22 protein-coding genes and 1 tRNA gene are annotated in these 23,665 nt (G+C 70.6%); 9 read left to right on the forward strand and 14 right to left on the reverse strand.

Going from position 1 to position 23,665, the window contains the following annotated elements:
• Positions 1-6: 6 nt before the first annotated feature.
• Both otsB and otsA read right to left on the reverse strand, forming a co-directional pair.
• The gene (gene otsB, locus QL987_RS11755; RefSeq protein ID WP_290157797.1) at positions 7-786 is read right to left on the reverse strand and encodes a trehalose-phosphatase; all 780 of its coding nucleotides are present in this window, start codon (positions 784-786) and stop codon (positions 7-9) included.
• Positions 779-2,371, reverse strand: coding sequence for an alpha,alpha-trehalose-phosphate synthase (UDP-forming) (gene otsA, locus QL987_RS11760; RefSeq protein ID WP_111076322.1), 1,593 nt, complete (start codon positions 2,369-2,371; stop codon positions 779-781). Before otsA ends, otsB begins: the two co-directional genes overlap by 8 nt.
• Before the next feature lie 159 nt (positions 2,372-2,530).
• On the opposite strand from otsA, the gene QL987_RS11765 reads away from it, so the two are divergent.
• The gene (locus QL987_RS11765) at positions 2,531-3,502 is read left to right on the forward strand and encodes a magnesium transporter CorA family protein (RefSeq protein WP_290157798.1); all 972 of its coding nucleotides are present in this window, start codon (positions 2,531-2,533) and stop codon (positions 3,500-3,502) included.
• A 44-nt stretch (positions 3,503-3,546) separates the two neighbouring features.
• Here QL987_RS11765 and QL987_RS11770 read toward each other — a convergent pair whose 3' ends face one another.
• On the reverse strand, positions 3,547-4,698 hold the full coding sequence (locus QL987_RS11770; RefSeq protein ID WP_111076324.1) for an SLC13 family permease: 1,152 nt from the start codon (positions 4,696-4,698) through the stop codon (positions 3,547-3,549).
• A 99-nt stretch (positions 4,699-4,797) separates the two neighbouring features.
• On the opposite strand from QL987_RS11770, the gene QL987_RS11775 reads away from it, so the two are divergent.
• Positions 4,798-4,989: a hypothetical protein gene (locus QL987_RS11775; protein ID WP_110904698.1), complete on the forward strand. Its 192-nt coding sequence runs from the start codon at positions 4,798-4,800 to the stop codon at positions 4,987-4,989.
• A gap of 99 nt (positions 4,990-5,088) precedes the next feature.
• On the opposite strand, the gene QL987_RS11780 is transcribed toward QL987_RS11775, so the two are convergent.
• Positions 5,089-6,276 carry a mechanosensitive ion channel domain-containing protein gene (locus QL987_RS11780; protein WP_290157799.1) on the reverse strand — a complete coding sequence of 396 codons (1,188 nt, stop codon included), beginning with the start codon at positions 6,274-6,276 and terminating at the stop codon, positions 5,089-5,091.
• Between the two features lie 56 nt (positions 6,277-6,332).
• Between QL987_RS11780 and QL987_RS11785 the strand changes: the two genes are divergently transcribed.
• Together QL987_RS11785 and QL987_RS11790 are read left to right on the forward strand one after the other, a co-directional pair.
• The gene (locus QL987_RS11785; RefSeq protein ID WP_221849617.1) at positions 6,333-7,874 is read left to right on the forward strand and encodes an amino acid permease; all 1,542 of its coding nucleotides are present in this window, start codon (positions 6,333-6,335) and stop codon (positions 7,872-7,874) included.
• A 73-nt stretch (positions 7,875-7,947) separates the two neighbouring features.
• Positions 7,948-8,253 (forward strand): hypothetical protein, encoded by a 306-nt coding sequence (locus tag QL987_RS11790; RefSeq protein ID WP_253463484.1) that lies wholly within the window; start codon positions 7,948-7,950, stop codon positions 8,251-8,253.
• Between the two features lie 191 nt (positions 8,254-8,444).
• On the opposite strand, the gene QL987_RS11795 is transcribed toward QL987_RS11790, so the two are convergent.
• From QL987_RS11795 to QL987_RS11810, 4 genes are all read right to left on the reverse strand, one after another.
• Positions 8,445-8,657 (reverse strand): SCO4848 family membrane protein, encoded by a 213-nt coding sequence (locus tag QL987_RS11795; RefSeq protein ID WP_221849618.1) that lies wholly within the window; start codon positions 8,655-8,657, stop codon positions 8,445-8,447.
• Positions 8,658-8,859: 202 nt separating this feature from the next.
• Entirely contained in the window at positions 8,860-9,786 is a 927-nt protein-coding gene (locus tag QL987_RS11800) for a hypothetical protein (RefSeq protein ID WP_111076328.1), read from the reverse strand.
• Entirely contained in the window at positions 9,783-10,247 is a 465-nt protein-coding gene (locus tag QL987_RS11805) for an ImmA/IrrE family metallo-endopeptidase (protein WP_111076329.1), read from the reverse strand. The genes QL987_RS11800 and QL987_RS11805 overlap by 4 nt, the downstream gene beginning before the upstream one ends.
• A complete protein-coding gene (locus QL987_RS11810) occupies positions 10,244-10,684 on the reverse strand; it encodes a hypothetical protein (RefSeq protein WP_290157801.1) in 441 nt (146 codons plus the stop codon). The genes QL987_RS11805 and QL987_RS11810 overlap by 4 nt, the downstream gene beginning before the upstream one ends.
• Before the next feature lie 59 nt (positions 10,685-10,743).
• Between QL987_RS11810 and QL987_RS11815 the strand changes: the two genes are divergently transcribed.
• Together QL987_RS11815 and QL987_RS11820 are read left to right on the forward strand one after the other, a co-directional pair.
• Complete coding sequence (locus tag QL987_RS11815; RefSeq protein WP_290157802.1) at positions 10,744-11,388, forward strand: YigZ family protein; 645 nt, start codon at positions 10,744-10,746, stop codon at positions 11,386-11,388.
• A gap of 125 nt (positions 11,389-11,513) precedes the next feature.
• On the forward strand, positions 11,514-14,942 hold the full coding sequence (locus tag QL987_RS11820) for an SdrD B-like domain-containing protein (protein ID WP_290157803.1): 3,429 nt from the start codon (positions 11,514-11,516) through the stop codon (positions 14,940-14,942).
• A gap of 175 nt (positions 14,943-15,117) precedes the next feature.
• Here QL987_RS11820 and QL987_RS11825 read toward each other — a convergent pair.
• Positions 15,118-15,193, reverse strand: a tRNA-Lys gene (locus QL987_RS11825).
• A 111-nt stretch (positions 15,194-15,304) separates the two neighbouring features.
• On the opposite strand from QL987_RS11825, the gene bcp reads away from it, so the two are divergent.
• Positions 15,305-15,775 carry a thioredoxin-dependent thiol peroxidase gene (bcp, locus tag QL987_RS11830; protein ID WP_290157804.1) on the forward strand — a complete coding sequence of 157 codons (471 nt, stop codon included), beginning with the start codon at positions 15,305-15,307 and terminating at the stop codon, positions 15,773-15,775.
• Between the two features lie 46 nt (positions 15,776-15,821).
• Here bcp and QL987_RS11835 read toward each other — a convergent pair whose 3' ends face one another.
• Positions 15,822-16,241 (reverse strand): hypothetical protein, encoded by a 420-nt coding sequence (locus tag QL987_RS11835; RefSeq protein WP_290157805.1) that lies wholly within the window; start codon positions 16,239-16,241, stop codon positions 15,822-15,824.
• A gap of 265 nt (positions 16,242-16,506) precedes the next feature.
• Between QL987_RS11835 and QL987_RS11840 the strand changes: the two genes are divergently transcribed.
• On the forward strand, positions 16,507-16,755 hold the full coding sequence (locus QL987_RS11840; RefSeq protein WP_022904217.1) for a WhiB family transcriptional regulator: 249 nt from the start codon (positions 16,507-16,509) through the stop codon (positions 16,753-16,755).
• Positions 16,756-16,847: 92 nt separating this feature from the next.
• On the opposite strand, the gene QL987_RS11845 is transcribed toward QL987_RS11840, so the two are convergent.
• Positions 16,848-18,353, reverse strand: a complete 1,506-nt coding sequence (locus QL987_RS11845; RefSeq protein ID WP_290157806.1) for a PAS domain-containing sensor histidine kinase — start codon at positions 18,351-18,353, stop codon at positions 16,848-16,850.
• Between the two features lie 120 nt (positions 18,354-18,473).
• Between QL987_RS11845 and QL987_RS11850 the strand changes: the two genes are divergently transcribed.
• Positions 18,474-18,971, forward strand: a complete 498-nt coding sequence (locus tag QL987_RS11850; RefSeq protein ID WP_290157807.1) for an Rv3235 family protein — start codon at positions 18,474-18,476, stop codon at positions 18,969-18,971.
• 92 nt (positions 18,972-19,063) lie between these two features.
• On the opposite strand, the gene secA is transcribed toward QL987_RS11850, so the two are convergent.
• From secA to QL987_RS11865, 3 genes are all read right to left on the reverse strand, one after another.
• Positions 19,064-21,847: a preprotein translocase subunit SecA gene (gene secA, locus QL987_RS11855; protein WP_290157808.1), complete on the reverse strand. Its 2,784-nt coding sequence runs from the start codon at positions 21,845-21,847 to the stop codon at positions 19,064-19,066.
• A 150-nt stretch (positions 21,848-21,997) separates the two neighbouring features.
• Entirely contained in the window at positions 21,998-22,720 is a 723-nt protein-coding gene (raiA, locus tag QL987_RS11860) for a ribosome-associated translation inhibitor RaiA (RefSeq protein WP_111076338.1), read from the reverse strand.
• 185 nt (positions 22,721-22,905) lie between these two features.
• The coding region (locus QL987_RS11865; RefSeq protein ID WP_290157809.1) for a phosphoribosyltransferase family protein at positions 22,906-23,665 on the reverse strand (760 nt) is incomplete at its 5' end.

Raw genomic sequence — 23,665 nt, forward strand, 5'->3', positions numbered from 1 at the left:
GCCGGGTCAGCGGGTCGCCCGCGCCCGCGCCAGCTGCTTCAGGACGTCGGTCAGCGCCGCCGGGTCGGCGACCCGGTGGGCGGCGAGGGTCTCCCCCTCCCCCACCTTCACGCCGACGTCGCCGTCGTGGAGCACCCGGAAGGCGTCCTCGTCCGTGACGTCGTCACCCGCGAAGAACACCGCGTCGGCACCGCGGAGGGCACGCAGGCGCTCGATCGCGTCGCCCTTGGTGACGTGGCGCACGGCGAACTCGAGGATGTCCTTGCCACCGCGCTCGAGCACGTCGGGGTCGGCGTCGTGCGCCGCCCGGCTGGCCTCGGCGTTCGTGGCCGCAGCCTCGTCGGCGCTCACCCGTCGGGTGTGCACGCCGTGGCCGGCGGGCTTGTGCTCGATGACGACACCCGGGTGCCGGGCACCGACCTCGTCGAGCGCCGCACCGATGCGGGCCACCCGGGCGGTCTCGTCCGGGGTCAGGGCGTCCGCGTCGTGGCCGTCGACCCGCCACTCGACGCCGTGCGAACCGATCAGCGCCATGCCCTCGGGCGCGTGCGACACCGCGGCCAGACTGCCGAGCGGTCGCCCGGAGACGAGCACGACCTCGGTGTCCCGGGCCCGTTGCAGGGTCAGGACCGCCGCCCAGCTGCCGGGCAGCGCGCCGACCTGGGACGGGTCGTCGGCGAAGGGCGCGAGCGTGCCGTCGAAGTCGAGCGCCACGAGCAGTCGCGGCGCAGCCGCGAGCGTCTCGAGGGCCGCCACGAGACCGCCGTCCGTCGTCTGGTCAAGCATCACGGTCCTCCCGGGTGTCCTCGGCGGCGCGCGCCTTCTGTGCGTCCTGGTCGAAGATCGACGTGCCGTCGGTCTGCGCCTCGCGGTGCGGCTCGCCCTGCTCGACCGACTCCGGGTCGATCTGGGCGCCCTTGGGGGCGTGCCGGTCGAGGGCTTCGAGGAACGAGCGCGACCACCGGGCCACGTCGTTGTCCTTCACGCGCTTGCGGAGCGCACGCATCCGGGTCGAACGCTCCCGACGCGGCATCTCGATGGCGCGCTGGATCGAGTCCTTGAGCGCCCCGATGTCGTGCGGGTTGACGATCACGGCCTGCTTGAGCTCGTCGGCGGCTCCGGCGAACTCGGACAGGATCAGGACGCCGTCGTTGTCGTGGCGGGACGCGACGTACTCCTTCGCGACGAGGTTCATGCCGTCGCGGAGGGCGGTGACGAGCATGATGTCGGCCGCCAGGTACAGCGCGACCATCTCCTCTCTCGGGTACCCGTGGTGCAGGTACGAGATCGGCTGGTGGCCGATCACGCCGAGGTCGCCGTTGATGCGACCGACGCTGAGCTCGATCTCGTCGCGGAGCATCCGGTACGTGTCGACCCTTTCGCGGCTCGGGCTGGCGACCTGGATGAGCGCGGCGTCCTCGACCGCCAGCCGGCCGTCCTCCACCAGTTCGCCGAACGCCTTGATGCGGTGCCGGATCCCCTTGGTGTAGTCGAGTCGGTCGACACCGAGCAGGACGGTCTTCGGGTTGCCGAGACCGTCACGGATCTCCTTGGCGCGCTGCTGCACCTCGGGTCGCCGGGCGATCTCCTCGAAGCTCTCGGCGTCGATCGAGATCGGGAAGTGGCGGGCCTCGACGTGCCGGACCGTGATGCCCTTGCGGCTGCGCGGCGCCTTCGGGTCGTCGACGGGCACGTCCACCGTGGAGCCCTTGGTCGTGTAGCCCTTGATGTGCCGGACCGCGCGGAGGAAGTCGCTGGCGTCGTCCTGGCGCTGGAACCCGATCACGTCGGCGCCGAGCAGGCCGTCGAGGATCTGGGCGCGCCACGGCAGCTGCGCGTAGATGCCGACCGGCGGGAACGGGATGTGGTTGAAGAAGCCGATGGTCAGGTCGGGACGGAGCGCACGGAGCAGCGCCGGCACGAGCTGCAGCTGGTAGTCCTGCACCCAGACGATGCCGTCCTGCTCGACGATCTCGGCGATCTGCTCGGCGAAGCGCTGGTTCACGCGCTTGTAGGCGTTCCACCAGTCACGGTGGTAGCTCGGGTGCTCGATGACGTCGTGGTAGAGCGGCCAGAGCGTGTCGTTGCTGAAGCCCTCGTAGTACTCCTGCACGTCGTCGGCGCTGAGCGGCACCGGGACGATGTGGATGCCCTCGTTGTCGAACGGCTCGACGGTGACGTCCGGCTGCCCGACCCATCCGACCCAGGCTCCGTCGTTCGCCCGCATCACCGGCTCGAGTGCGGTGACGAGGCCGCCCGGCGAGTGCCGCCAGCCCTCGGTTCCGTCGTCCTCGACGACGCGGTCCACGGGGAGGCGGTTGGAGGCGACGACGAAGGCGTAGCGCGTGCTGTCGGTGCGGTCTGCGGGCATGGGTGGCGGGTGCTCCGTTCCTGCCCGGCGGCCTGCCGGGGCGTCGGCACCGAAACTACCAGCGCGCGGGTGGCCGGGCTGAGGGGACGTTCACCCGTGCCCGACCGGGAGGCCCGGGGCCGGGTCCGGCACGCAGCGCACCGTCACTAGGCTCGCCCCATGGTGAGCACGCGCTGCTGGCAGGACGGTTCGTCGGCGGAGCGGGACTTCCCCGTGGAGCAGGTCTCGGACCTCGTCGCCCGCGACGGTGCCTTCGTCTGGATCGACTTCACCGATCCGCAGCCCTCGGACCTCGAACAGGTCCAGGAAGAACTCGGCATCCATGCCCTCGCGGTGGAGGACGCGGTGGAGAGCGGGCAGCGGCCGAAGCTCGACCGGTACCGGGACAGCCTGTTCCTGGTGGTCTACGACGCCCACGGTCCGGGGAAGGACGGCGCGATCGTCACCCACGAGGTGAAGGCCTTCGTCACGAAGCACGCCCTCGTCACGATCCACGCCGCCGACTTCGACACCGCGGCCGTCCAGCGCCGGTGGGACGCGAACAGCGACCTGGCCGACCACGGTGTGCCCTGGCTGCTCTGGGGGCTGCTCGACGCCGTCGTCGACCACGCCACGAGCGTCCTCGAGACCATCGAGCGGGACATCGACGCACTCGAGGACGACCTGTTCGAGACCGGCGACCCGCGCGAGCAGCAGATCCAGCGCCGCTCGTTCCGCCTGCGCAAGGCGCTCGGGGTGCTCCGCCGGCTGGTCGTCCCGACCCGGGACAGCGTCGGTTCACTGCTGCACGGCGACGCCGAGACGATCATCGACGGCGTCCGTCCCTACTTCCGGGACGTCGAGGACCACCTGGTGTCGATCGCCGACTCGGTCGACCAGCAGCGGGACGCGGTGTCGAGCGTCCTCGACACGAACCTCAACCTGGCGTCGAACCGGCAGAACACCGTGATGAAGAAGGTGACGAGCTGGGCGGCGATCATCGCGATCCCGACCGGCATCACGAGCTTCTTCGGGCAGAACGTGAAGTTCCCCGGCGAGGGGGCCTGGAGCGGGCTGTGGGCGTCGATCGCGCTCACCGTGGCGTCGTCGCTGCTGCTCTACCGGTCGTTCAAGCACCGCGACTGGCTGTGAGCCCCAGCCCGGCCCGGGGGCTGTGAGGCCCGGCCCGGCCGGGATCAGATCGCGAGCGCGAACACGCCGGCGACGACGGTGAGCGGCGCCACGATGCAGCCGAGCGCGATGTAGCGACCCCACGACAGGTGGATGCCCTCGGCCGTCAGTCGGGCGTGCCACAGCAGCGTCGCGAGCGAGGCCCACGGCGTGATCAGGCAGCCCGCGTTGACGCCGACGAGCAGGGCCGCGTACCGCAGGGCCTCGTGCCCCGCCGCCGGCTCGAGCACCAGGTAGGCGGGCAGGTTGTCGATCGCGTTCGCGGCGACCGCGCCCGCACCGCCGAGGAGCAGCAGGGAGCCGCTGCCCGTGCCGCCGCCGAGGGCGTGCACGATCGGGTCGGTGACGCCGGTGGCGTGCAGGGTCTCGACGACGACGAAGAGTCCGGCGGCGAAGACGAGCGTCGACCACGGCACCCGGGACGGCTTGAGCTCGGACGGCGCCCGGAACGCGGCGACGACGACGAGCAGGACCGCGGCGGCGACCGCGGCCACCCAGACCTCGACCCCGGCGGTCAGCGCGACGACGAGGGCCACGAGCACCGCGGACGCCGCCCAGAAGAACACCGGGTCGGATGCCTTCCGCAGTCCGACCGGCGTGTACCGGCCGAACAGCGACCGGCGGAACACGACGAGCAGCACCGCACACGGCACGACGACCCCGGCGAGGGCGGCCCACACCATCAGGCCGGCGAACGGCAGCGGCCCGTCGAGCCCGATCTTGTCGACGGCGAGCAGGTTCGTGAGGTTCGACACCGGCAGCAGCAGGGACGCGGTGTTCGCGAGCCACACGGTGGTCAGCGCGAACGGCATCGGTGGCAACCCCACCCGGCGCGCGAGCGTGATGACGATCGGGGTGAGCAGCACCGCGGTGGTGTCGATCGACAGGAAGACCGTGCACACCACGGCGAGGACGACGACGGCGCCCCACAGCCCGATGGTCCGGCCGCCGCCGACACGGGCGGCGACGTCGGCCAGCCGGTCGAAGACGCCGGCGTCCGCGGCGAGTTCGGAGACGATCGTCAGGCCGAGGACGAAGCCCAGGACCGGCAGCACCCGGGCGGCGAGGGCCCCGAGTTCCGGCAGCGGCAACAGGCCGAGGGCGACACACACCGCCCCGACGGCGAGCAGGACGGCTCCGATGACTGCTTGGCGCACGATGTGGCTCCTCGTTCGGTGCCGGAGGTCCCTGTGCGCCCGGCGGCGCTCCAATGTAGCGCCCGGTAACGTGGCGAGGACGACCAAGAGGAGGAACCCGTGCGGAAGTTCATGTTCAGTGGTGCGGTGTGGGGCTCGCTCATCAGCGGCTACAGCGTGCTGCAGACGTCCAGGCGCGGACCGCGCGACTGGCGGCTCGCCCTGACCTGGGTGGCCTGGCTCGCGACGACGATCGTGGCGGTCGGGACGGTCGTCGAGGACGACCGTGCGGTGAAGTCGAAGCAGCGCTAGTCCCCCACCGCGGTCGCGACGCGACCACGGACGAAGACGGGAGGCCCGGTACCAGCTGGTACCGGGCCTCCCGTCCGTCTGCGGCACGGGTCGGCGTGCCTACCGGGCTCGGGGATCGGGCGGGACCTCGTCGGCGCGGATGCCGGACGTCTGGATCGGCCCGGTGAAGAGGGCGGAGCGTTCGTCGCCCTCGCCGAAGAGCTGCGAGTCCGACTCGTTCCGAGCACTGCGCTTGGTCGGCGGCGTGCGGGTCGGCTCCGTGAGCTGCACGCGCTGCAGCGGGAGCGCGTCCGGGTGGTGGCGCTGCACCCACTCGACCATCTCCTCGCGGACGTAGCAGCGCAGGTCGAAGAGCCCGCCGGCGTCGGGGGCGGTGACCAGGATCCGCACCCGGACGAACCCACCGACCGCGTCCGTGACCTGCAGGACCTTGGTGCGGCCGTCCCAGATCGTGCTCGTCGCGAGGATCCGGTCGAGTTCCTCGCGCATGTCGGACGGGCTGACCCGCCAGTCCAGGTCGAACTCGACGGCACCGAGGAGCTCACTGCTCGTCCGCGTCCAGTTCTCGAACGGCGTGCTCGTGAAGTACGTGGACGGCAGCACGAACCGTCGGTCGTCCCACAGGTGCACCACGACGTACGTGAGGGTGATTTCCTCGATCCGTCCCCACTGCGCCTTGACCACCACCACGTCGTCGACGCGGATCGACCCGGAGAAGGCGAGCTGCATGCCCGCGAAGACGTTGCCGAGCATCGACTGCGCGGCGAGACCGGCGATCACCGACAGCAGACCGGCGCTGGCGAGGACGCTGGCGCCCGCGGCCTCCACCCCGGGGAAGGTGAGCAGGATCGCGCCGACGGCGATGATGACGAGGACGGCGACCGTCAGCCGGCGGATGATGAGCACCTGCGTGCGCACCCGACGGGCGACACGGTTGTCCGGGACGTCGACGCGGTACCGGTGCAGGCCGAGGCTCTCGAGGAAGATCGCCAGCTCGCACGCCAGCCAGCAACCGACGCCGATCATCACGATGAGGAAGACGTGCGAGACGTCGTCGCGCCACGGGAACCGGTCGAGGTCGTTCGGCACGCTCGTCGTGAACGCCGTCCAGAGCAGGGCGACGAGCAGGGTGCTGCGGGTCGGGTGTTTCGTCCGCCGGGAGAGCGCGAGCGCCCAGCGTTCACGCCGGCCAAGGGCGCGGAACACCAGGTGCAGGACCAGGGCCGCCACCGCCGTGAGGAGCAGCGCGAACCCGATCGCGACGAGCAGTCTGAGGAGGATGTCCATCAGTCCATCGTGGCGCAGAGTGTTCCCATCGCGCGTGCAGCGGTAGCGTTCTCGCCATGACAGCGCAGAACGACACGGGCGTGGACCGCGCTCCGGCGAACGACTTCTCGCACGAGCAAGAGGGCTACCAGCACGGGTTGAAGCCCCGCCAGCTGCAGATGATCGCCATCGGTGGCGCCATCGGCACGGGGCTCTTCCTCGGCGCCGGGGAACGGTTGCACAACGCCGGACCAGCACTCGCGATCACCTACCTGATCGCGGGCGTGTTCGCCTTCTTCATCCTCCGGGCACTCGGCGAACTCGTGCTGCACCGGCCGTCCTCGGGCTCGTTCATCTCGTACGCGCGGGAGTTCTACGGCGAGAAGTTCGCCTACGCCGCCGGCTGGATGTACTTCCTCAACTGGGCGATGACGTCGATCGTGGACACCACGGCCGTCGCGGTCTACCTGAAGTACTGGTCGGCGTTCACCGCCGCACCGCAGTGGCTGCTCGCACTCATCGCCCTGGTCGTCGTCCTGGCGGCGAACATGGTCGCGGTGAAGGTGTTCGGCGAGCTCGAGTTCTGGTTCGCGCTCATCAAGGTCGCCGCCCTGGTCGCGTTCCTCGTGGTGGCCATCATCTGGCTGGTCTTCGCGTTCCCGGTGGAGACCGGCGGCGAAGCGGTCCGCACCGGCTTCTCGATCTGGGGCGACAACGGCGGCATCCTGCCGAACGGCGTCCTGCCGGCCGTCCTCGTGATCCAGGGCGTCGTGTTCGCCTACGCGGCGATCGAGCTCGTCGGCACCGCCTCCGGTGAGACGCAGGACACCGAGAAGGTCATCCCCCGCGCCATCAACTCCGTCGTCTTCCGCATCGCGGTGTTCTACGTCGGCTCGATCGTGCTGCTCTCGATCCTGCTGCCCTACACGGCGTACAAGAAGGGCGAGAGCCCGTTCGTGACGTTCTTCTCGTCGCTCGGCAACCCGCACGTCGGCGTCATCGTCGGGTCGATCATGAACTTCGTCGTGCTGACCGCCGCACTGTCCTCGCTGAACGCCGGCCTCTACTCGACCGGGCGTGCGCTGCACTCGATGGGCATGAACGGCTCCGCGCCGAAGTGGACCACGAAGATGTCGAAGGGCGGGGTGCCGTACGCCGGCATCCTGCTGACCGCGGCGTTCACCGTCGCCGGCGTCGCGCTCAACTACTTCGTCCCCGGGCAGGCGTTCGAGATCGCCCTGAACATCGCGAGCCTCGGCATCATCACCGCGTGGGGCACGATCATCCTCTGCCAGATGAAACTGCGGCAGTGGGCCAAGCAGGGGCTCGCGAAGGAACCGACGTTCCGGCTGCCGGGTGCTCCGGTCACGGCATGGCTGACGCTGGCCTTCCTCGCCGCGGTGATCGTGCTCATGGCGATCGACTACCCGATCGGCACGTACACGATCGCGTCGCTCGTCATCGTCATCCCGCTGCTCATCGTCGGCTGGTTCCTGCAGCGCGACCGAATCCTGCGCATCGCCTCGCTGCGGCAGGGCGTCACCGGGCCCTACCCGGTGAACGGCCGCGACCCGGCCGCCCAGGTCCGCCGACGTGACGGGGACGACGGCACAGCCTGACCCCTGTCCACTCAGGAACCGCCCGGCCCGGACAGGGTCGACCGAGTCCGGCACCCGCAGGTACGATCAGCGGGTGCCGGACTCTCCTGTTCTCCCGACGCTCGACCTGCAGCACACCTGGCGTGGTGCGCTCTGCCGGGTCCGCGTGTTCCGCGACCGCGTGACGGCCGAGACCAGCTACGAGCGCGAGACGCTGCTGCCGGTGCCGATGGAGGCCGTGCTGGGCTGGCGGATCGAGGAGTGCGACTTCGACGCGGTGTGCATCGAGTTCGTCACACTGGCGGACGTCTGGCGTGTCCTGCTCTCCCCCGCGGACGAGTCGCTCGCGGACATGGCGCTGCGCTCGGCGCTCGGCGCGCCGATGCCGGCGGCGTCGTAGCGCGGCGGCCTCATGCCGGCGGCCTCGTAGCGCGGCGGCCTCGTGCCGGCGGCCTCGTGCCGGCGGCCTCGTAGCGCGGCTGGCCTCGTGCCGTGACGGCACGGGTTCCCCCGGTGCGGTTGACGGACGGGAGGCCCGTGGCGGCGTCGCCACGGGCCTCCCGTCCGTCACACGGGCGTGCGGTGCCGTCGTCAGACGAGCAGCAGCACCGCCGCGACGACCGAGGCGGCGGCGATCGCGAGCCCGATGAGCATCAGGATGAAGTGCACGCGCCAGAACGTCGTCGGACGGCCACTGGCGTCGCGGGCACGGGTGTCCTTCGCGACCCGCTGGAAGAAGCGCGGCCAGGCGATCACGTTGAAGACGGCACCGACGAACAGGACCACTGCGGCGAAGACGAGCACCCGACGATCCTACGCCCGGGCCTCGGCCGCCCCCCACGACCGGCCGAGACCCGCGACCACACCATGTGTAGCACGTGCTACAGAGCCTACACGAGGGGCGTGCCGGCCCCGACGGGCCGCGAGGGATCCGCGCCGGATGTTCACCGAGCCGGGTTCCGGGCCGGGCTCCGTGCCCAGCTCAGGGCCCGTGCGCGAGCTCCGCTCAGGCGGTGGCGAGGACCGCTTCAGCCTCGGCGAGGGCCGCTCGGTCCGCGGCGTCGAGCGGTCGGCGGCTGCGACGTGCGCCGTCGTTGACCTCGACGATCAAGCGGCTCAACCGGGTCGCCGGGTCGTCCGAGTCGGGGTACTCGTTGTCGGTGCCCAGCCGCGCGTGGACGGGTTCGAGGCGCCGAAGGGCCCGCGACAGCGCGGCGCTCCGCCGGCCCTGCCCGACCCGGTGACCGACGACGAGCAGGAGCATGCCGGAGGCGACGAGCAGGACGGCTCCGGGGGTCGTGACGTCGTACGGCAGGCTCAGCGCGTGCGTGACGTCGATCCGGCCGGCGACGTGCGCCAGGTCCATCACGGCGACGACGACCATGCGGACGGCACCGAACACCCCGCCGGCCACGAGCACCCAGAGTCCGACGCGGTCGAGGCCGGTGCGGGCCTCCCGGACGCGCAGGACGCAGATGACGCCCGTCGCACCGAGCGCCAGGCCGAGGTAGGTCGTCTGCGCGATCGAGTACACGGCCGCCGTCGGCTGGTGTCCGACCGCGAGCATGAAGGTGGTGGTCGTCGGGACCGGGTCGAGCGTGGCGAAGGCCAGGACGATCAGCACGAGGACGACCGAGCACGAGCCGACGACGACGTTCCGCATCCAGGTGCGCGCTGCCCCGACGGCCTTCGCGACACCCCAGAGCAGCGTGCTGGTCCCCAGGACCATGAGCACGTCACAGACGAGCGTCAGGACGTTCCGACCACCGAGCAACGGGTCCACGGCGCGGTACAGCGGACCGACGCCGGCCACGATCGTCGCCGAGAACAGCAGGAACGTCATCGTCAGCGTCCGGTCCTGGCCGCGCTGCAGGAACGCCAGCACGACCGTGCCGACGACCAGCAGGACCGCCTGCACCAGCGCGAGGATCACCCGAAGACTCCGCGGAACGCGCTGGGACGCTCGCGGTGACCCCGGATGAGCTGCGCGAGACGGTCCGCGAAGAGCTCCGCCTGCCGTTCGTACTCGTTCTCGAACAGGCCCCGGGCCAGTGCCCGCTCGACCTTGTACTGCGGCAGGTCCGGGATCAGGGCGCGGATCGCCGCGGCCTGGGGAGCGGACTCCTGGTGCCCGTGCAGGACGTGGCCGAGCTCGTGCCCGATCACGAACGCGCGGAACGTCGGCGACGGTGTCGGCGAGATCATCACGAGGTGCTGGTGCTCGAGGGTCGCCACGAAGCCGCACACCGGCTCGTCGGCCAGGAACGACTCTTCCCGGACCCGGATCGGCTTGCCGACGAGCTGCTCGGCGGCGGCGACGGCGTCCTCGATCCCCGTCCAGCCCGCGTCGGCACCCATCTCCCAGAAGCGTTCGAGGACGCGGGGGTCGCTCATGCGGCACCGCCGCGACGGGACTCCTGCTCGATGACCTCGGCGATGCGCCGGAGTGCGTCCGGGGAGAGCTCCCCCGGGAACGTCCGCGCCGCGAAACCGCTGACCCGTGCCGACCGGATCGACCGGACGAGTGCGAGCTGCGCGCCGATGCGTTCGGGCAGGTCGCTGTCCTCGAGCAGGAAGGTGTCGTCGACCTCGAAGAAGCCGGCCAGCAGTCGGAGGAGCTGGGTGTCGCTGTTGCGTCGGCCGTCCCCGGACACCATGTAGGTCCACTTCGCCCGGGAGAGCGACCCGCCGTGCTCGTCGACGTACTGCTCGATCTCGGCGAAGGGCACGGGGGCGCCGCGCTGCGACTCCTCGAAGTCGAGCAGCAGGTTGAGCCGGCGCGCGAGTTCACCCGCATCGAGCACGCCGCCCTTCGGCAGTGATGCCGTCATCGTCGTCCCCCTTCGATCCCCGTGCTCCACCATGCTACTGCCCGACTACCCTCGGAAGGGTGTCGCGCCGGTACCCCTCGACCATCGCCGGCCCGGTCGAGCACGAGTTCGTCGTCTCCCGCTCCCGGTTCGTCACGACCGCACACCCCGCCCAGGATCCGGCAGCCGCCGAGGCGGTGATCGCCGACGTCCGCCGACGGTCCTGGGACGCACGGCACCACTGCAGCGCGATGGTGACGGGCGTCCTGGGTGACCAGGCGCGCTCCTCCGACGACGGCGAACCCTCCGGCACCGCCGGGGTGCCGATGCTCGAGGTGCTCCGACGCCGCGACCTGACCGACGTGGTGGTGGTCGTCAGCCGGTGGTTCGGTGGGGTGAAGCTCGGCGCCGGCGGCCTCGTCCGCGCCTACTCGACCTCCGTGTCCGAGGCGCTGGACCGGGCGACGGTGGTCCGACGTGCCGCCCGCACCAGGGTGAGCGTCGCGGTGCCGCATGCCGACGCCGGGCGGGTCGACAACGCCCTGCGAGCCTGGGTGGCACGTCACGACGCCACCTCGGGAGACACCGCGTACGGCGAACAGGCGGTGTTCGAGCTCTGGGTGCCGGCGGACGGGATCGCGGCCCTCGAAGCGGAGCTGGCGAGCGTGTCGGCGGGCGCGCTCGTGCCGGTGCTCGGGGAGGAGCGGGTCGTCGATCTCGAGTGACCCGAGGGTCCGACATCGGTTCAGTATTTCGTGTTCATGTGGGGCGTATCACCTGTTCATGTCGGCATATCATCGCCGGAGTCATCGACCTGCGATGCCTGAACCGACCAACAGACGGAGTCCTCATGCAACCACGCGCCATGACGCGTGCTGCTCTCGCGCTGGGTGTCACCCTCGCCGTGACCCTTCCGACCGCAGCCGCAGCCGCAGCGGCCACTTCGACCGACCCACCGTCGATCGCCGCCACCGGGGCGGTCATCGGGTTGGCCCTCGAGATCGCGAAGGACGGCAACGGCCCCTTCACTCCGGAGGACGGTCCGGGCGCCGACACGGGCGCCACCAACGGCGTCGTCCGCACCCTCGATGCCGTCACCTACCGCGTCACCATGAACTCCAGCGGCGGACCGAGCATGAACGAGCGTTTCACCCTCACCGCTCCCGCGGGCACCTCGTGGGCCGGCGTCCCCGGCCCCTGCCGGGGAATGGGGTCCTCGATCGCGGGTACAGATCTCGTGTGCAACCTCGGCGACGTCGCCGAAGGGCAGGCGGTCGCCGTCCCCGCCGTCCTCGACCTCTCCGGCGACCTCCGGAACGGTGACCGGCTCGACGTCGTGGCGACCGGAACAGCGGATGATGCCGAGAACGGCCTGATCACTGCAGCCGCACCGCCGGTGACGGTGTCAGCCGCGGCGCGGTACAACCTCAGCAAGAACATCACAGCCTCACGCCTGAACACGGAGGTCCTCGGTCCGGACGGCACGACCCGCGGCATCCAGCTGGTCTACCCCATCACCGTCGACTGGGACCCGGTTGTTCCAGGACAGGGCCTGTTGGGCTTCGAGCGGAGCGCCGGACCGATGACCTTCACCGACGACCTCTCGGAGATCCTCGGCGATCTCCCCTCAGGAGCCGTGCTCTGGAACGGCGGGCACCCCGTCTGCGGCGTGAACGAGGTCACCGACTGGCGCTTCGGCAACCTCCCCGGTGGTCGCGGTGGCACGGGGAACAGCGTCACAGACTCCGGCAGGATCGCCTGCGTGCAGGACGGTGCCGGTCAGCCCGTGTCGGTGACGATCACCGGCACCGACACCGACCCGACCCACCTCCCCACGGCAGGACTGACCGGGTCGCTGACGCAGCCGAACCGCGCCTACTTCGTCTCCGGCTACCTGTCCGTCTGGATGCCCATGCCGCCGACCGGCACGAGCGTGGACTCGGTGAACACCTACTCGCCGCTGCAGACCACCTCGATCAGCGGAGCCACGAACTTCCCGGGATCATCCGAGCCGGCCGCCGACAACCGCGCAACTCGCAACATCGTCGAGTTCGGGGCCGGCAACGGGTACAAGCACCTCTACCGAGTGGACGAGGGCGCCAAGATATCGTTCGGCTCGGCGCGGCAGGGTGATCCGTGGGTGACGCCCGGCACGAGGCTCCGCAGCGACGTCGGCGCGTCGAACCCCGGCCTCCGTCCCCAGGAGGACGCGGTCCTCTGCGACACGTTCGACCGCGCCACACAGCGGCTCATTCGTCTGGGATCCGACAGGGTCGTCGCGTGGTCCTCCGGGCTCACCGCGGGGTCCGTGCAGTACGCCGCGTACGACATGACCAGCCCCGAGGAGGGCCAACGCAAGGCGACCTGCGACGACGACGACGGGCCGTGGTACGACCAGCCCGAGGAGGTTCCAGGCGGCATCGACGCGGTCGGAGCGGTCCGCGCCATCGGGGACGTCCGCGGGGGCACGACGGCCGTCCTCTTCTCCTACGTCGAGACGAAGGACGTCATTGACGGCACCCGAGCCCGTGACTTCGGTCACCTCCGGTTCGGTGCAGGCCAGCCATGGATCCACGATGTCACCTCCGACCCCGAACTCGCTGCCGGCGGGTTGTCGGACAGCGTCCTCGTCACGGAGAACCTCGCACGGGTCACGAAGAAGGTCGTCGATGCCGGGTACGACGCCACCGACACCCCGGACACGACCAGTTTCACCGTCGCGGGCAACACCCTCGACTACGCCCTCTACCCGTCCCTGACGAACGGCAACACGAACGGCAAGCCGTCCGACCTCACCGTCCGGGACGTCCTGCCGCTGCACGTCAGCTACGTCGCCGGTAGTGGATCGCTCGCTCCGGAGACGGACACGATCACGGACGCCGACGGGCAGCGACGACAGCGTCTCAGCTGGACCCTCCACGACGTCGCCCCCAACACCGAGGTGGCCCCGATCACCTACACCGCCGAAGTGTCGAAGACCGCGCCCGCGGCACCCGTCGTCAACGAGGTCGTCGTCGCCTCACCGAGCGACCGTTCGGACGAGCGGTACCGCGCGGCAGAGCGCGCCGTGCAGATCGTCGCCACCGGCGGAGTGGGGGTCCAGGAGACCGCCGTCGAACCGGTCGTCGTCACGGGCGACCACCTCGAGTGGCAGCTCGACTACACGAACACGGACGCCAGTCCGATCCAGGACGCCGACCTGATCGACGTCCTGCCGTTCGACCGGGACGCCCTGAACTCGTCCTTCAACGGCTCCGTCCGCCTCGCCGCAGCGGTCGTACCCGAGGCAGCGGCCGACGAGTCCGTCACGTACACCGCGGCACCGGCGGGCGACGTGGACCTCGACGGGACGCACCCGTCGAACCAGCCCGGCGGGTCGACCACCTGGTGCGCCGAGGTGGACTTCGGTACCGCAGGGTGTCCGGACTCCCTCGCCGACGTGACGGCCTTCCGCCTCCTCCGCGGTGCCCCCGTCGCCGTCGGCCAGACCGTCACCCACCGGATCACCGTGCAGACCGAGGGGCAGCACGACGGCGACCGGTACACGAACCGGTTCGGCCTGCGCGCCTCGAACCTGTCGCTGGGCGTGCTGTCGAACCCGGCGATCATCCGCATCGTCGCCGGCGCCCTGGGCGACCACGTGTGGAGCGACGAGGACGGCAACGGCATCCAGGACCCCGGCGAGCCGGGCATCGCGGGTGTCGACGTCCGCCTGACCGGGACGGACGACCACGGCGGAACCGTGGATCGTGCCACCGTGACCGACGGCGCCGGCGACTACCGCTTCGGTGGGCTCCGGCCCGGGGAGTACACGGTCGCCTTCCGCGCCCCCGAGGGCCGCTCGTTCACCCGTGCACTGGTCGGGACGGACCGGACGGTGGACTCCGACGCGAGTCCGGACGGACGGACGGCGGAGACCACGGTCGCGCGGGCCACGGACGCTGACGACGAGCTGGTCGGCGTGCAGCGGATCGACACGATCGACGCCGGGATCCTGCCCGGGAACGACGTCGTCGATCCGCCCGGTACCGTCGATCCGGGCTTCGGCGTCGTCCCGGTCGAACCGGACCTCCCCGGCGACTCCGGGGAGTCCGGCGACGCCACCGCCTCCCCCACGCCAGCCCCGGCGTCCGAGGACAGCAGCGCCGGCGCGACGAGAACGGCGGGCGCGCTCGCGTTCACCGGGAGCACGGGCCTGCTGGCCGTCAGCACGGCGGCACTGCTCCTGACGGCCGCGGGCGGGGTCCTCGTCGGGCTCCGACGGGTGCGGCGGCGCTGACCCCCGGCAGGCGGGTGCTCCGGTCCGGAGTACCCGCCTGCCGTGTTGCACAGGTGCGACGGCCAGCGCGTTGCGGGCCGTCCGCGCCTCGGGCGTGGCGCGGATCAGTCGGTGATCCAGCGGCGATCGACGTGGAACGCAGAAGACCCCGACCGGATCGGTCGGGGTCTTCGTGTGGTGCACCCCCTCGGACTTGAACCGAGAACCCACTGATTAAGAGTCAGTTGCTCTGCCAATTGAGCTAGAGGTGCGTGTGTGGAGTTGTCTGGCCGCTTGGACGTGCGCCCCGCGACGGGAATCAACAATAGCATGACTTCTGCGCGCCCCTGACCACTCGGGGCGCCCAACGAACAGGAGCCCCCTTGAGCGACCGTCTCGCCGCCGGCGACACCGCACCCGACTTCACCCTCCCCGACCAGGACGGCACCGAGCACGCGCTCGGCGACCTCCGTGGGCGCAAGGTCATCGTGTACTTCTACCCCGCCGCCTCCACCCCCGGGTGCACGACCGAGGCGTGTGACTTCCGCGACAACATGTCGTCCCTGCAGGCTGCCGGGTACGAGGTCCTCGGCGTCTCCAAGGACGACCTGCCGGCCCTGCAGCGGTTCCACCACGAGCAGGCCCTGAGCTTCCCGCTGCTCAGCGACCCGGACCTCGCCGTGCACCGGGCGTACGGCGCCTGGGGCGAGAAGAACAACTACGGCAAGATCGTCACCGGCACGATCCGGTCGACGATCGTCGTGGACGAGGACGGCGACGTCCAGCTGCCGCTCTACAACGTGAAGGCCACCGGCCACGTCGCGAGTCTGCGGAAGAAGCTCGGGCTGGTCTGACAGCGCTGCACCGATGTCCTCGTGCGGCGCTGCTGCGGCAGTTCCCTCAGTCGCGTCGTGCGAGGACCGCGGTCACCGACTTCGAGAGCACCAGGGTGATCGCGAGCAGCGCGGGGATGAGCAGCGCCCAGCCGACGGCCGGGACGCGGAACACGCCCTGGAACGCACCGATCGCGAGCGCCCCCTGCAGGACCTGCCAGACGACGACCCCACTCCGCACCCACGCCCGACCGCGACGCAGGCCGACGACCATGGCGCCGAGCCAGAGGGTCGCGAGGACGGCCAGCACGAGCAGTGCGACCGCTGAGGCCACGCTCGCCGCGGGGGCCGTGAGGAGCTCGACGAGCAGGAAGACGGTCACCGCTGCCATCGCCAGGAACTCGAGTCCGACGACGACGACGAGCACGAGGAGCGCAGCAGGCCGCCCCCGGGGGACGATCTGGTCGTCCGGGATGGTGTCAGGCACAGCGATCCTCCAGCAGTGAAACCCTTGATTTGGCCATACCAGTATGGAACGATGTTCGAGGTCGTTTGGACGGCACGATGTGGTGTGCGTCTCCCGTGGTTCGACGCTCCTCCCCCGAGCGTTCTGCGGGCGTCGAACTCTCTCCGAGCGGGCTCCTCCCCACAGGAAGCCTCCCGTACATCACATGAGCATGTGCAGAGTCCCGATCCCCCGAGTCACGGCCCCGGCCTGCCGTTCGAGCATCTAACGCAAGGAGCACCACCACATGGATTGGCGTGACCAGGCAGCCTGCCTCACCGCGGACCCCGAGCTCTTCTTCCCCGTCGGGAACACCGGCCCGGCCGTCGACCAGATCGAGAAGGCCAAGTCGGTCTGTGCTCGATGCACCGTGACCGAGATGTGCCTCCAGTACGCACTCGAGAACAACCAGGACTCGGGCGTCTGGGGTGGCCTCAGCGAGGACGAGCGTCGCGCGCTCAAGCGCCGCGCTGCCCGCGCCCGCCGCGCCTCCTGACACCGCGGGGCCACGAGACCGTCTGACGCCCGCCGCGCCCCTCGGGGCCGGCGGGCGTCGTCGCGCCCGGCGCCGTGGTGCCATCGGCGTCGCTACGCGGCCGTCCCGGCCGTCAGCCAGCGGAACGGGATCGAGATCGTGACCTCGGTGCCGCTGCCCGTGAGCGTGTGCCAGTCGATGGTGCCGCCCAGCTCGCCCTGGATGAGGGTGCGGACGATCTGGGTACCGAGACCCGAGCCGACCTTGCCCTCGGGCAGGCCGACACCGTTGTCGCGCACCTGGATCTCGAGGTGGTCCTCGTGGCGGTTCGCGACGATCTCGACCTCGCCATCGCGTCCGTCCAGCCCGTGCTCCACGGCGTTCGTGACGAGTTCGGTGAGCCCGAGGGCGAGCGGGGTGGCCGCCTCGGACGGCAGGACGCCGAACTCCCCCGTCTTCTTCGGGTGGACCGTCGTGTTGTGGGACGCGGCGACCTCGGTCACGAGCTTGAGGACGGAGTCGAACACCTCGTCGAAGTCGACCGTCTGGCTGAGGCCCGTCGACAGGGTGTCGTGCACGACGGCGATCGCGGCGACACGGCGCATCGCGTTCTGCAGGGACGTCCGGGCCTCGTCCGAGTGGGTCCGGCGGGCCTGGATGCGGAGCAGGGACGCGACGGTCTGCAGGTTGTTCTTGACGCGGTGGTGGATCTCACGGATCGTCGCGTCCTTCGTGATGAGCTCGCGCTCCTGGTGGCGCATCTCGGTGACGTCGCGGCAGAGGACGACCGCCCCGATCCGCTCGCCGTGGTCACGCAGCGGGATCGACCGGAGCGTCACGGTGACGCCCTTCGCCTCGATGTCGGCACGCCAGGGAGCCCGCCCGGTGACCACGAGCGGCAGGGACTCGTCGACGTCCAGCTGCGCACCGAGGAGCTCGGTCGTCACCTCGGCCAGCGACTTGCGCTCGAGTTCGCCGTCGAAGCCCATCCGGTTGAACGCGCTGAGGCCGTTCGGGCTGGCGAAGGTGACGACGCCGTCGGTGTCCAGCCGGAGCAGACCGTCGCTGGCACGCGGCGCCCCACGACGCGGACCTGCCGGGGCGCCGAGGTCCGGGAAGTCGCCGGTGGCGATCATCCCGAACAGGTCGTTCGCGCTCGCGGTGAAGTTCAGTTCCTGACGGCTCGGCGTGCGCGACTCGTCCTGGTTGGAGTGTCGGGTCACGACGGCGATCGGGCGGTCGGTGGTCTGCGCGCTCTTGGCGGTCAGACGACGGAGCACCGGGATCGCACGGACCCGGGTCGGGGTGTCCTCGTACCAGTCCGGCTCGGCCGAGTCGACGACCCGGCTGCCCGTGAAGCTCTGGGTGACCTGGTCACGCCACTCCTCGCGGATCTCCTGACCGACGATGTCGCGGTAGAACAGCGTCGCCGCGGACGACGGACGAGCGTGGGCGACGGCGACGAAGGTCGAGTCGTCGCGGGTCGGCACCCACAGCACCATGTCGGCGAAGGACAGGTCGGCGAGCAACTGCCAGTCACCGACGAGCAGGTGCAGCCACTCGACGTCGGCTTCGGAGGAACGGCCTTGTGCGAGGACGAGGTCACTGAGGGTCGACACCCGACCAGTCTAGGTGTGGCTCCCGAAGCCGACCACGCGCCGCTGTGGACGAGAACGGTCTGTCCACAGGTCGGTCCGATCGACCGTATGTGATGTTCCACGAACCCTACGCTCGGCCTGATGAAAGGGGCCGGAGTGGCGGAGAACGCACGACGGATCGAAGACGAGCCGGACACGCACGGAGCGGACGCGGGGCTGGAAGGCCGCCGCGACGACCACGCGGAGCACGAGGGACACGATGAACAGCACGAGAACGGACCGCCGGCACCGGCGGCGGAACTGCCCGACCCCGGCGAGACCGCACGGTCGCTGGCGCTCTGCGTGGCGGAGATCCTGACCGGGGCGCGCGAGGTCGAGACGATCTCGCGCTGGATCACCGAGGAAGTCCAACGACACCTGCAACACCGCGCCGCACTGGCGGCCCGCGCACGCTCCGCCGCCCGTCGGCGCCGACACCGCCCGGTGATCCGGGTCGGCAGCGTCGTCGTCAGCGTGCCGCGCGACGGCGTCGCCGAGGCCGCCGTCGTGGTGCACACGCGCAGCCACGCCCGCGCGGTCGCCATCCGGCTCGAGGAACGCAAGGGACGGTGGCGGGCCACGGCGGTCGGCGTGCTCTGACGGTCGCGGCGACCGGTGGTCGGGTACCACCCGACGGACGGGAGGCCCGGTACCAGCTGGTACCGGGCCTCCCGTCACGATGGGGCTGTGTGTCAGCCCTTCTTGGCTGCCGCCCGGCGCTCGGCGCGGTTGCTCGCGTCGGCCTGGCCGGACACGGTCGCCGCCGAGCCGAAGGCGGAACCCTTCTCGGGACCGGCGGCCTCTTCCTGCTCGGCCTGCGCGCGCTGCGCACGGGCGGTCGCGGCCTGCTCGAGGCGCCCGGCCTCGTCGCGGACCTCGACCTCGCCGTCGATCGACGGAGCGGAGTACTCGAGCCCGGCGTTCTCGCCTTCCTCGTTGAGCCCCTTCGCCTCGATGACCGCGCTCTCGCCGTCGGACTGCACCTGGACCTCGAGGTTGAAGAGGAAGCCGACCGACTCTTCGCGGATCTGCCCCATCATCGTCTGGAACAGGGCGTAGCCCTCGCGCTGGTACTCGACCAGCGGGTCGCGCTGCGCCATCGCCCGGAGGCCGATGCCGTCCTTGAGGTAGTCCATCTCGTAGAGGTGGTCGCGCCAGCGGCGGTCGATCACCGACAGGACGACGCGACGCTCGAGCTCGCGCATCGCCTCGTCGCCGAGGGCCTCTTCACGGTTCTTGTACGCGAGCTGCGCGTCGGACAGGATCTCGCGAGCCAGGAACTCCCGCGTGGCCTTGCCCTTCGAGCCGGCCTCGGTGATGACCTCGTCGATGGTGATCGAGATCGGGTACAGCGTCCCGAGCTCGGTCCACATGGCGTCGAGGTCCCAGTCGTCCGGGGAGCCGTCACCGGTGTGGGTGTCGATGACGTCGTCGATGACGCTCTTGAGGAACGACTGCGCACGCTCGTGCAGGTCGTCACCCTCGAGGATGTGCCGGCGGTCGCTGTAGATCGCTTCGCGCTGGCGGTTCAGGACGTCGTCGTACTTCAGGACGTTCTTGCGGATCTCGGCGTTGCGGCCCTCGACCTGCGACTGGGCGGAACGGATTGCACGGCCGACGAGCTTGTTCTCGATCGCCAGGTCGTCCGGCACGTTGCCGCGGCCCATCAGGCTCTCGGCGGCACCGGAGTTGAACAGGCGCATCAGGTCGTCGGTGAGCGACAGGTAGAACCGGCTCTCGCCCGGGTCTCCCTGACGGCCGGAACGTCCACGGAGCTGGTTGTCGATACGACGGGACTCGTGGCGCTCGGTGCCGAGGACGTAGAGGCCGCCGGCGTCGCGGACCTTCTCGCTCTCCTGCTCGACCGCGGCCTTCATCGCGGTGAAGACCTTGTCCCACTCGGCTTCGTACTCGTCCGGGGTCTCGGTCGGCGACAGGCCCTTGGCGTGCATCTCCTGCACGGCGAGGAACTCCGCGTTGCCGCCGAGCATGATGTCGGTACCACGACCGGCCATGTTCGTGGCGACCGTCACGGCACCGGCACGACCGGCCTGGGCGACGATCGCGGCTTCCCGCGCGTGGTTCTTCGCGTTGAGGACCTCGTGCTTGACGCCCTTCTTGGCGAGCAGCTTCGACAGGTACTCGGACTTCTCGACGCTCGTGGTGCCGACCAGGACCGGCTGGCCCTTGTGGTGGCGCTCTTCGATGTCGTTCGCGACCTGCTCGAACTTGGCCTGCTCGTTCTTGTAGACGAGGTCGGTCTGGTCGATGCGCTGCATCGGCCGGTTCGTCGGGATCGGGACCACGCCGAGCTTGTAGGTCGACATGAACTCGGCCGCTTCGGTCTCCGCGGTACCGGTCATTCCGGAGAGCTTCTGGTACAGGCGGAAGTAGTTCTGCAGCGTGACGGTGGCGAGGGTCTGGTTCTCGGCCTTGACCTCGACACCTTCCTTCGCCTCGATCGCCTGGTGGATGCCCTCGTTGTAGCGACGGCCCATCAGGATGCGACCGGTGTGCTCGTCGACGATGAGCACCTCGCCGTTCATCACGACGTAGTCCTTGTCGCGCTTGAACAGGGCGGACGCCTTGATCGAGTTGTTGAGGAACGAGATCAGCGGGGTGTTCGCGGACTCGTAGAGGTTGTCGATGCCGAGGTAGTCCTCGACCTTCTCGATGCCGGGCTCGAGGACACCGACGGTGCGCTTCTTCTCGTCGACCTCGTAGTCCTCGCCCGGGGTGAGCCGGGTCGCGATGGACGCGAACTCGGTGAACCAGCGGTTCGCCTCACCCGAGGAGGGGCCGGAGATGATGAGCGGCGTGCGGGCCTCGTCGATGAGGATCGAGTCGACCTCGTCCACCACGGCGAAGAAGTGGCCGCGCTGGACCATGTCGGAGGCCTGCCACGCCATGTTGTCGCGCAGGTAGTCGAAGCCGAACTCGTTGTTCGTGCCGTACGTGATGTCGGCGGCGTACTGCTCGCGGCGCTCGATCGGCGACTGCCCGGCGATGATGCAGCCGGTGGTCATGCCGAGGGCACGGAACACGCGGCCCATGAGCTCGGACTGGTACGACGCGAGGAAGTCGTTGACCGTGATGACGTGCACGCCGCGCGACGGGATCGCGTTGAGGTAGGCGGCGGTCGTCGCCACGAGGGTCTTGCCCTCACCGGTCTTCATCTCGGCGATGTTGCCGAGGTGCAGCGCCGCGCCACCCATGAGCTGCACGTCGAAGTGCCGCATGCCCAGGGTTCGCTTCGAGGCTTCGCGGACGGCGGCGAACGCCTCCGGCAGGAGGTCGTCGAGGGTCTCGCCGTTGGCGTACCGCTCGCGGAGCTCCGTCGTCTCCTCCTGGAGTTCCTCGTCGGTGAGGCTCGCGAAGTCGTCCTCGAGGTCGTTGATCGCCGAGGCGTACGCCTTCAGCCGACGGAGGGTCCGCCCTTCACCGATGCGGAGGACCTTCTCCAACACGTTTGCCACGTGAGCTCCTTACGAAGTCGTCGTGCGCGGTCGACGCGCTCGATCAGCCAGTCATGCTAGCAACCCGCCGGGGTCCGGCGCTGGGAGCAGCGCGAGTGCGCACGACCCCGGACGGGACCGTGCGCACTCGGAGGTGGTGCGTCGCGTCGACTACGCGGTGGCGGACACGGACTCCTCGACGAGGACGTGTTCGCTCCCCCGGGCGTCGGCGCCCGGGTTCTCGTCGATGCCGATGACGCCGTAGTCCCAGCCCTTGCGGCGGTACACGACACTCGGGCGGTGGGTCTCCGAGTCGACGAACAGGTAGAAGTCGTGCCCGACGAGCTCCATGTGGTACAGCGCGTCGTCGACCGTCATCGGTGCGGCCTCGAAGACCTTCTGACGGATGACGACCGGCGAGTACGCGGCGTCTTCCTCGTCGCGCCCGGCTTCCTGGTCGGCGTCGACCACGGGGACGGCACCGGTGGCGACGGTCTCGATGAGCCTGCCGTCGGCGGGCTCGACGCCCATGCCCTCGAACCCCGCACCCGAGGCCTCGGCCACCGAGGTCGGACGGTGACGCCCGCGGTGCACCTTCTTGCGGTCACGTGCCCGGCGCAGGCGCTCGGCGATGCGCGCGAACGCCAGGTCGAAGGCGGCGTACTTGTCCGACGCGGCGGACTCGGCCCGGACGAGCGGTCCGGGTCCGATGAGGGTGAGTTCGACGCGGTCCTCGCCCTGCGCCCCGCTGCTCTTCTCGTGGTGCCGGCTCACCCGCACCTCGAAGGCGAGGGCCCGGTCGGCGAGCACGTCGATCTTCTCGGACTTCTGCTCCACGTAGGCCCGGAATCGGTCGGTGACCCCGACGTTGCGGCCCGTGATCGTCACGTCCATGGCGGCTCCCATCCACATTCGGCGGTTCGCCTGCGTCCGGCGAACACCAACGCCTTGCCGCGAGGCTAGACCCTGCGGGCTCGACCCGTGCCGCTGGGGGCCCGCGTGCCGGAGACCTCCACCGGATGCCCAGGCGACGTCCATGTCCGTCGTCGGGTGCTCGTGCTCGTGCTCGGCGCGCACGCTCACACCTCCACCGTGGCGACGGCCACGCAGCGGACGACCCGGCCACCGGCGGCCCGGACGGCCCGGATCGCCTCGGCCATCGTCACGCCGGTGGTGACGACGTCGTCCACGAGCACGACGTCCTGGCCGTCCACCCCGTCCACGGCGAGGGTGCCGACGGTGGCCGCCACGCGCTCGATCGCGGTCCGTTCCTTCTGCCCGCGACCGGCGGCCCCGGCCGCGTGCGGTCCATCGCCGCGCACCGGATCCGGCAGCGGGACGCGCTGCAGTGCCCGCGCGCGTCGGACGCCCGCACGGCGCAGCACCGTCACCACCGGGTCGAAGCCGCGTCGCCGGTGTCCACGTGGCGAGGGCGGGACGCGGAGGACCACCGTGCCCGCGGGCGCTGCGGCGAGCGCCGACCGGACGAGGTCTGCGGTCCGTCGGGTGAGCCCGCGGACGACGTCCACCCGCCCCCGGAGTTTCCACTCGAGCACGAGGGTGCGGACGAGACCGTCGTACTCGTGGGCGGCGTCGAGCCGGACGCCGGCGACGAGCCGGGTGCGTGTGGGGAGGGCGTCGAGTGCTGACCGGCAGGCGCGGCACAGGGCGCGGTCTGCGACGCCGCAGCCGACGCAGACGACGGGCAGGACGAGGGCGAGGACCGTGGCGGCGGCATCGGGCCAGGGCCGGTCAGCGCAGCGCGGTGGTGTCGGTGGGCGCGGCGAGGGCACGGGTGACGGGACGGCGGGTGGCGGGACGGCGGGCGTCTGGAGCGTC

This window comes from Curtobacterium sp. APC 4022, from assembly GCF_030407555.1.
Taxonomy (GTDB): Bacteria; Actinomycetota; Actinomycetes; order Actinomycetales; family Microbacteriaceae; genus Curtobacterium.

Coding starts and splice junctions, on each gene's coding strand:
- QL987_RS11840 (WP_022904217.1), top strand. CDS start 16,507: ATGGATTGGCGTGACCAGGCAGCCTGCCTCACCGCGGACCCCGAGCTC.
- otsA (WP_111076322.1), bottom strand. CDS start 2,371: ATGCCCGCAGACCGCACCGACAGCACGCGCTACGCCTTCGTCGTCGCC.
- QL987_RS11765 (WP_290157798.1), top strand. CDS start 2,531: ATGGTGAGCACGCGCTGCTGGCAGGACGGTTCGTCGGCGGAGCGGGAC.
- raiA (WP_111076338.1), bottom strand. CDS start 22,720: ATGGACGTGACGATCACGGGCCGCAACGTCGGGGTCACCGACCGATTC.
- QL987_RS11850 (WP_290157807.1), top strand. CDS start 18,474: ATGAAAGGGGCCGGAGTGGCGGAGAACGCACGACGGATCGAAGACGAG.
- QL987_RS11780 (WP_290157799.1), bottom strand. CDS start 6,276: ATGGACATCCTCCTCAGACTGCTCGTCGCGATCGGGTTCGCGCTGCTC.
- otsB (WP_290157797.1), bottom strand. CDS start 786: ATGCTTGACCAGACGACGGACGGCGGTCTCGTGGCGGCCCTCGAGACG.
- QL987_RS11805 (WP_111076329.1), bottom strand. CDS start 10,247: ATGAGCGACCCCCGCGTCCTCGAACGCTTCTGGGAGATGGGTGCCGAC.
- QL987_RS11810 (WP_290157801.1), bottom strand. CDS start 10,684: ATGACGGCATCACTGCCGAAGGGCGGCGTGCTCGATGCGGGTGAACTC.
- QL987_RS11820 (WP_290157803.1), top strand. CDS start 11,514: ATGCAACCACGCGCCATGACGCGTGCTGCTCTCGCGCTGGGTGTCACC.
- QL987_RS11785 (WP_221849617.1), top strand. CDS start 6,333: ATGACAGCGCAGAACGACACGGGCGTGGACCGCGCTCCGGCGAACGAC.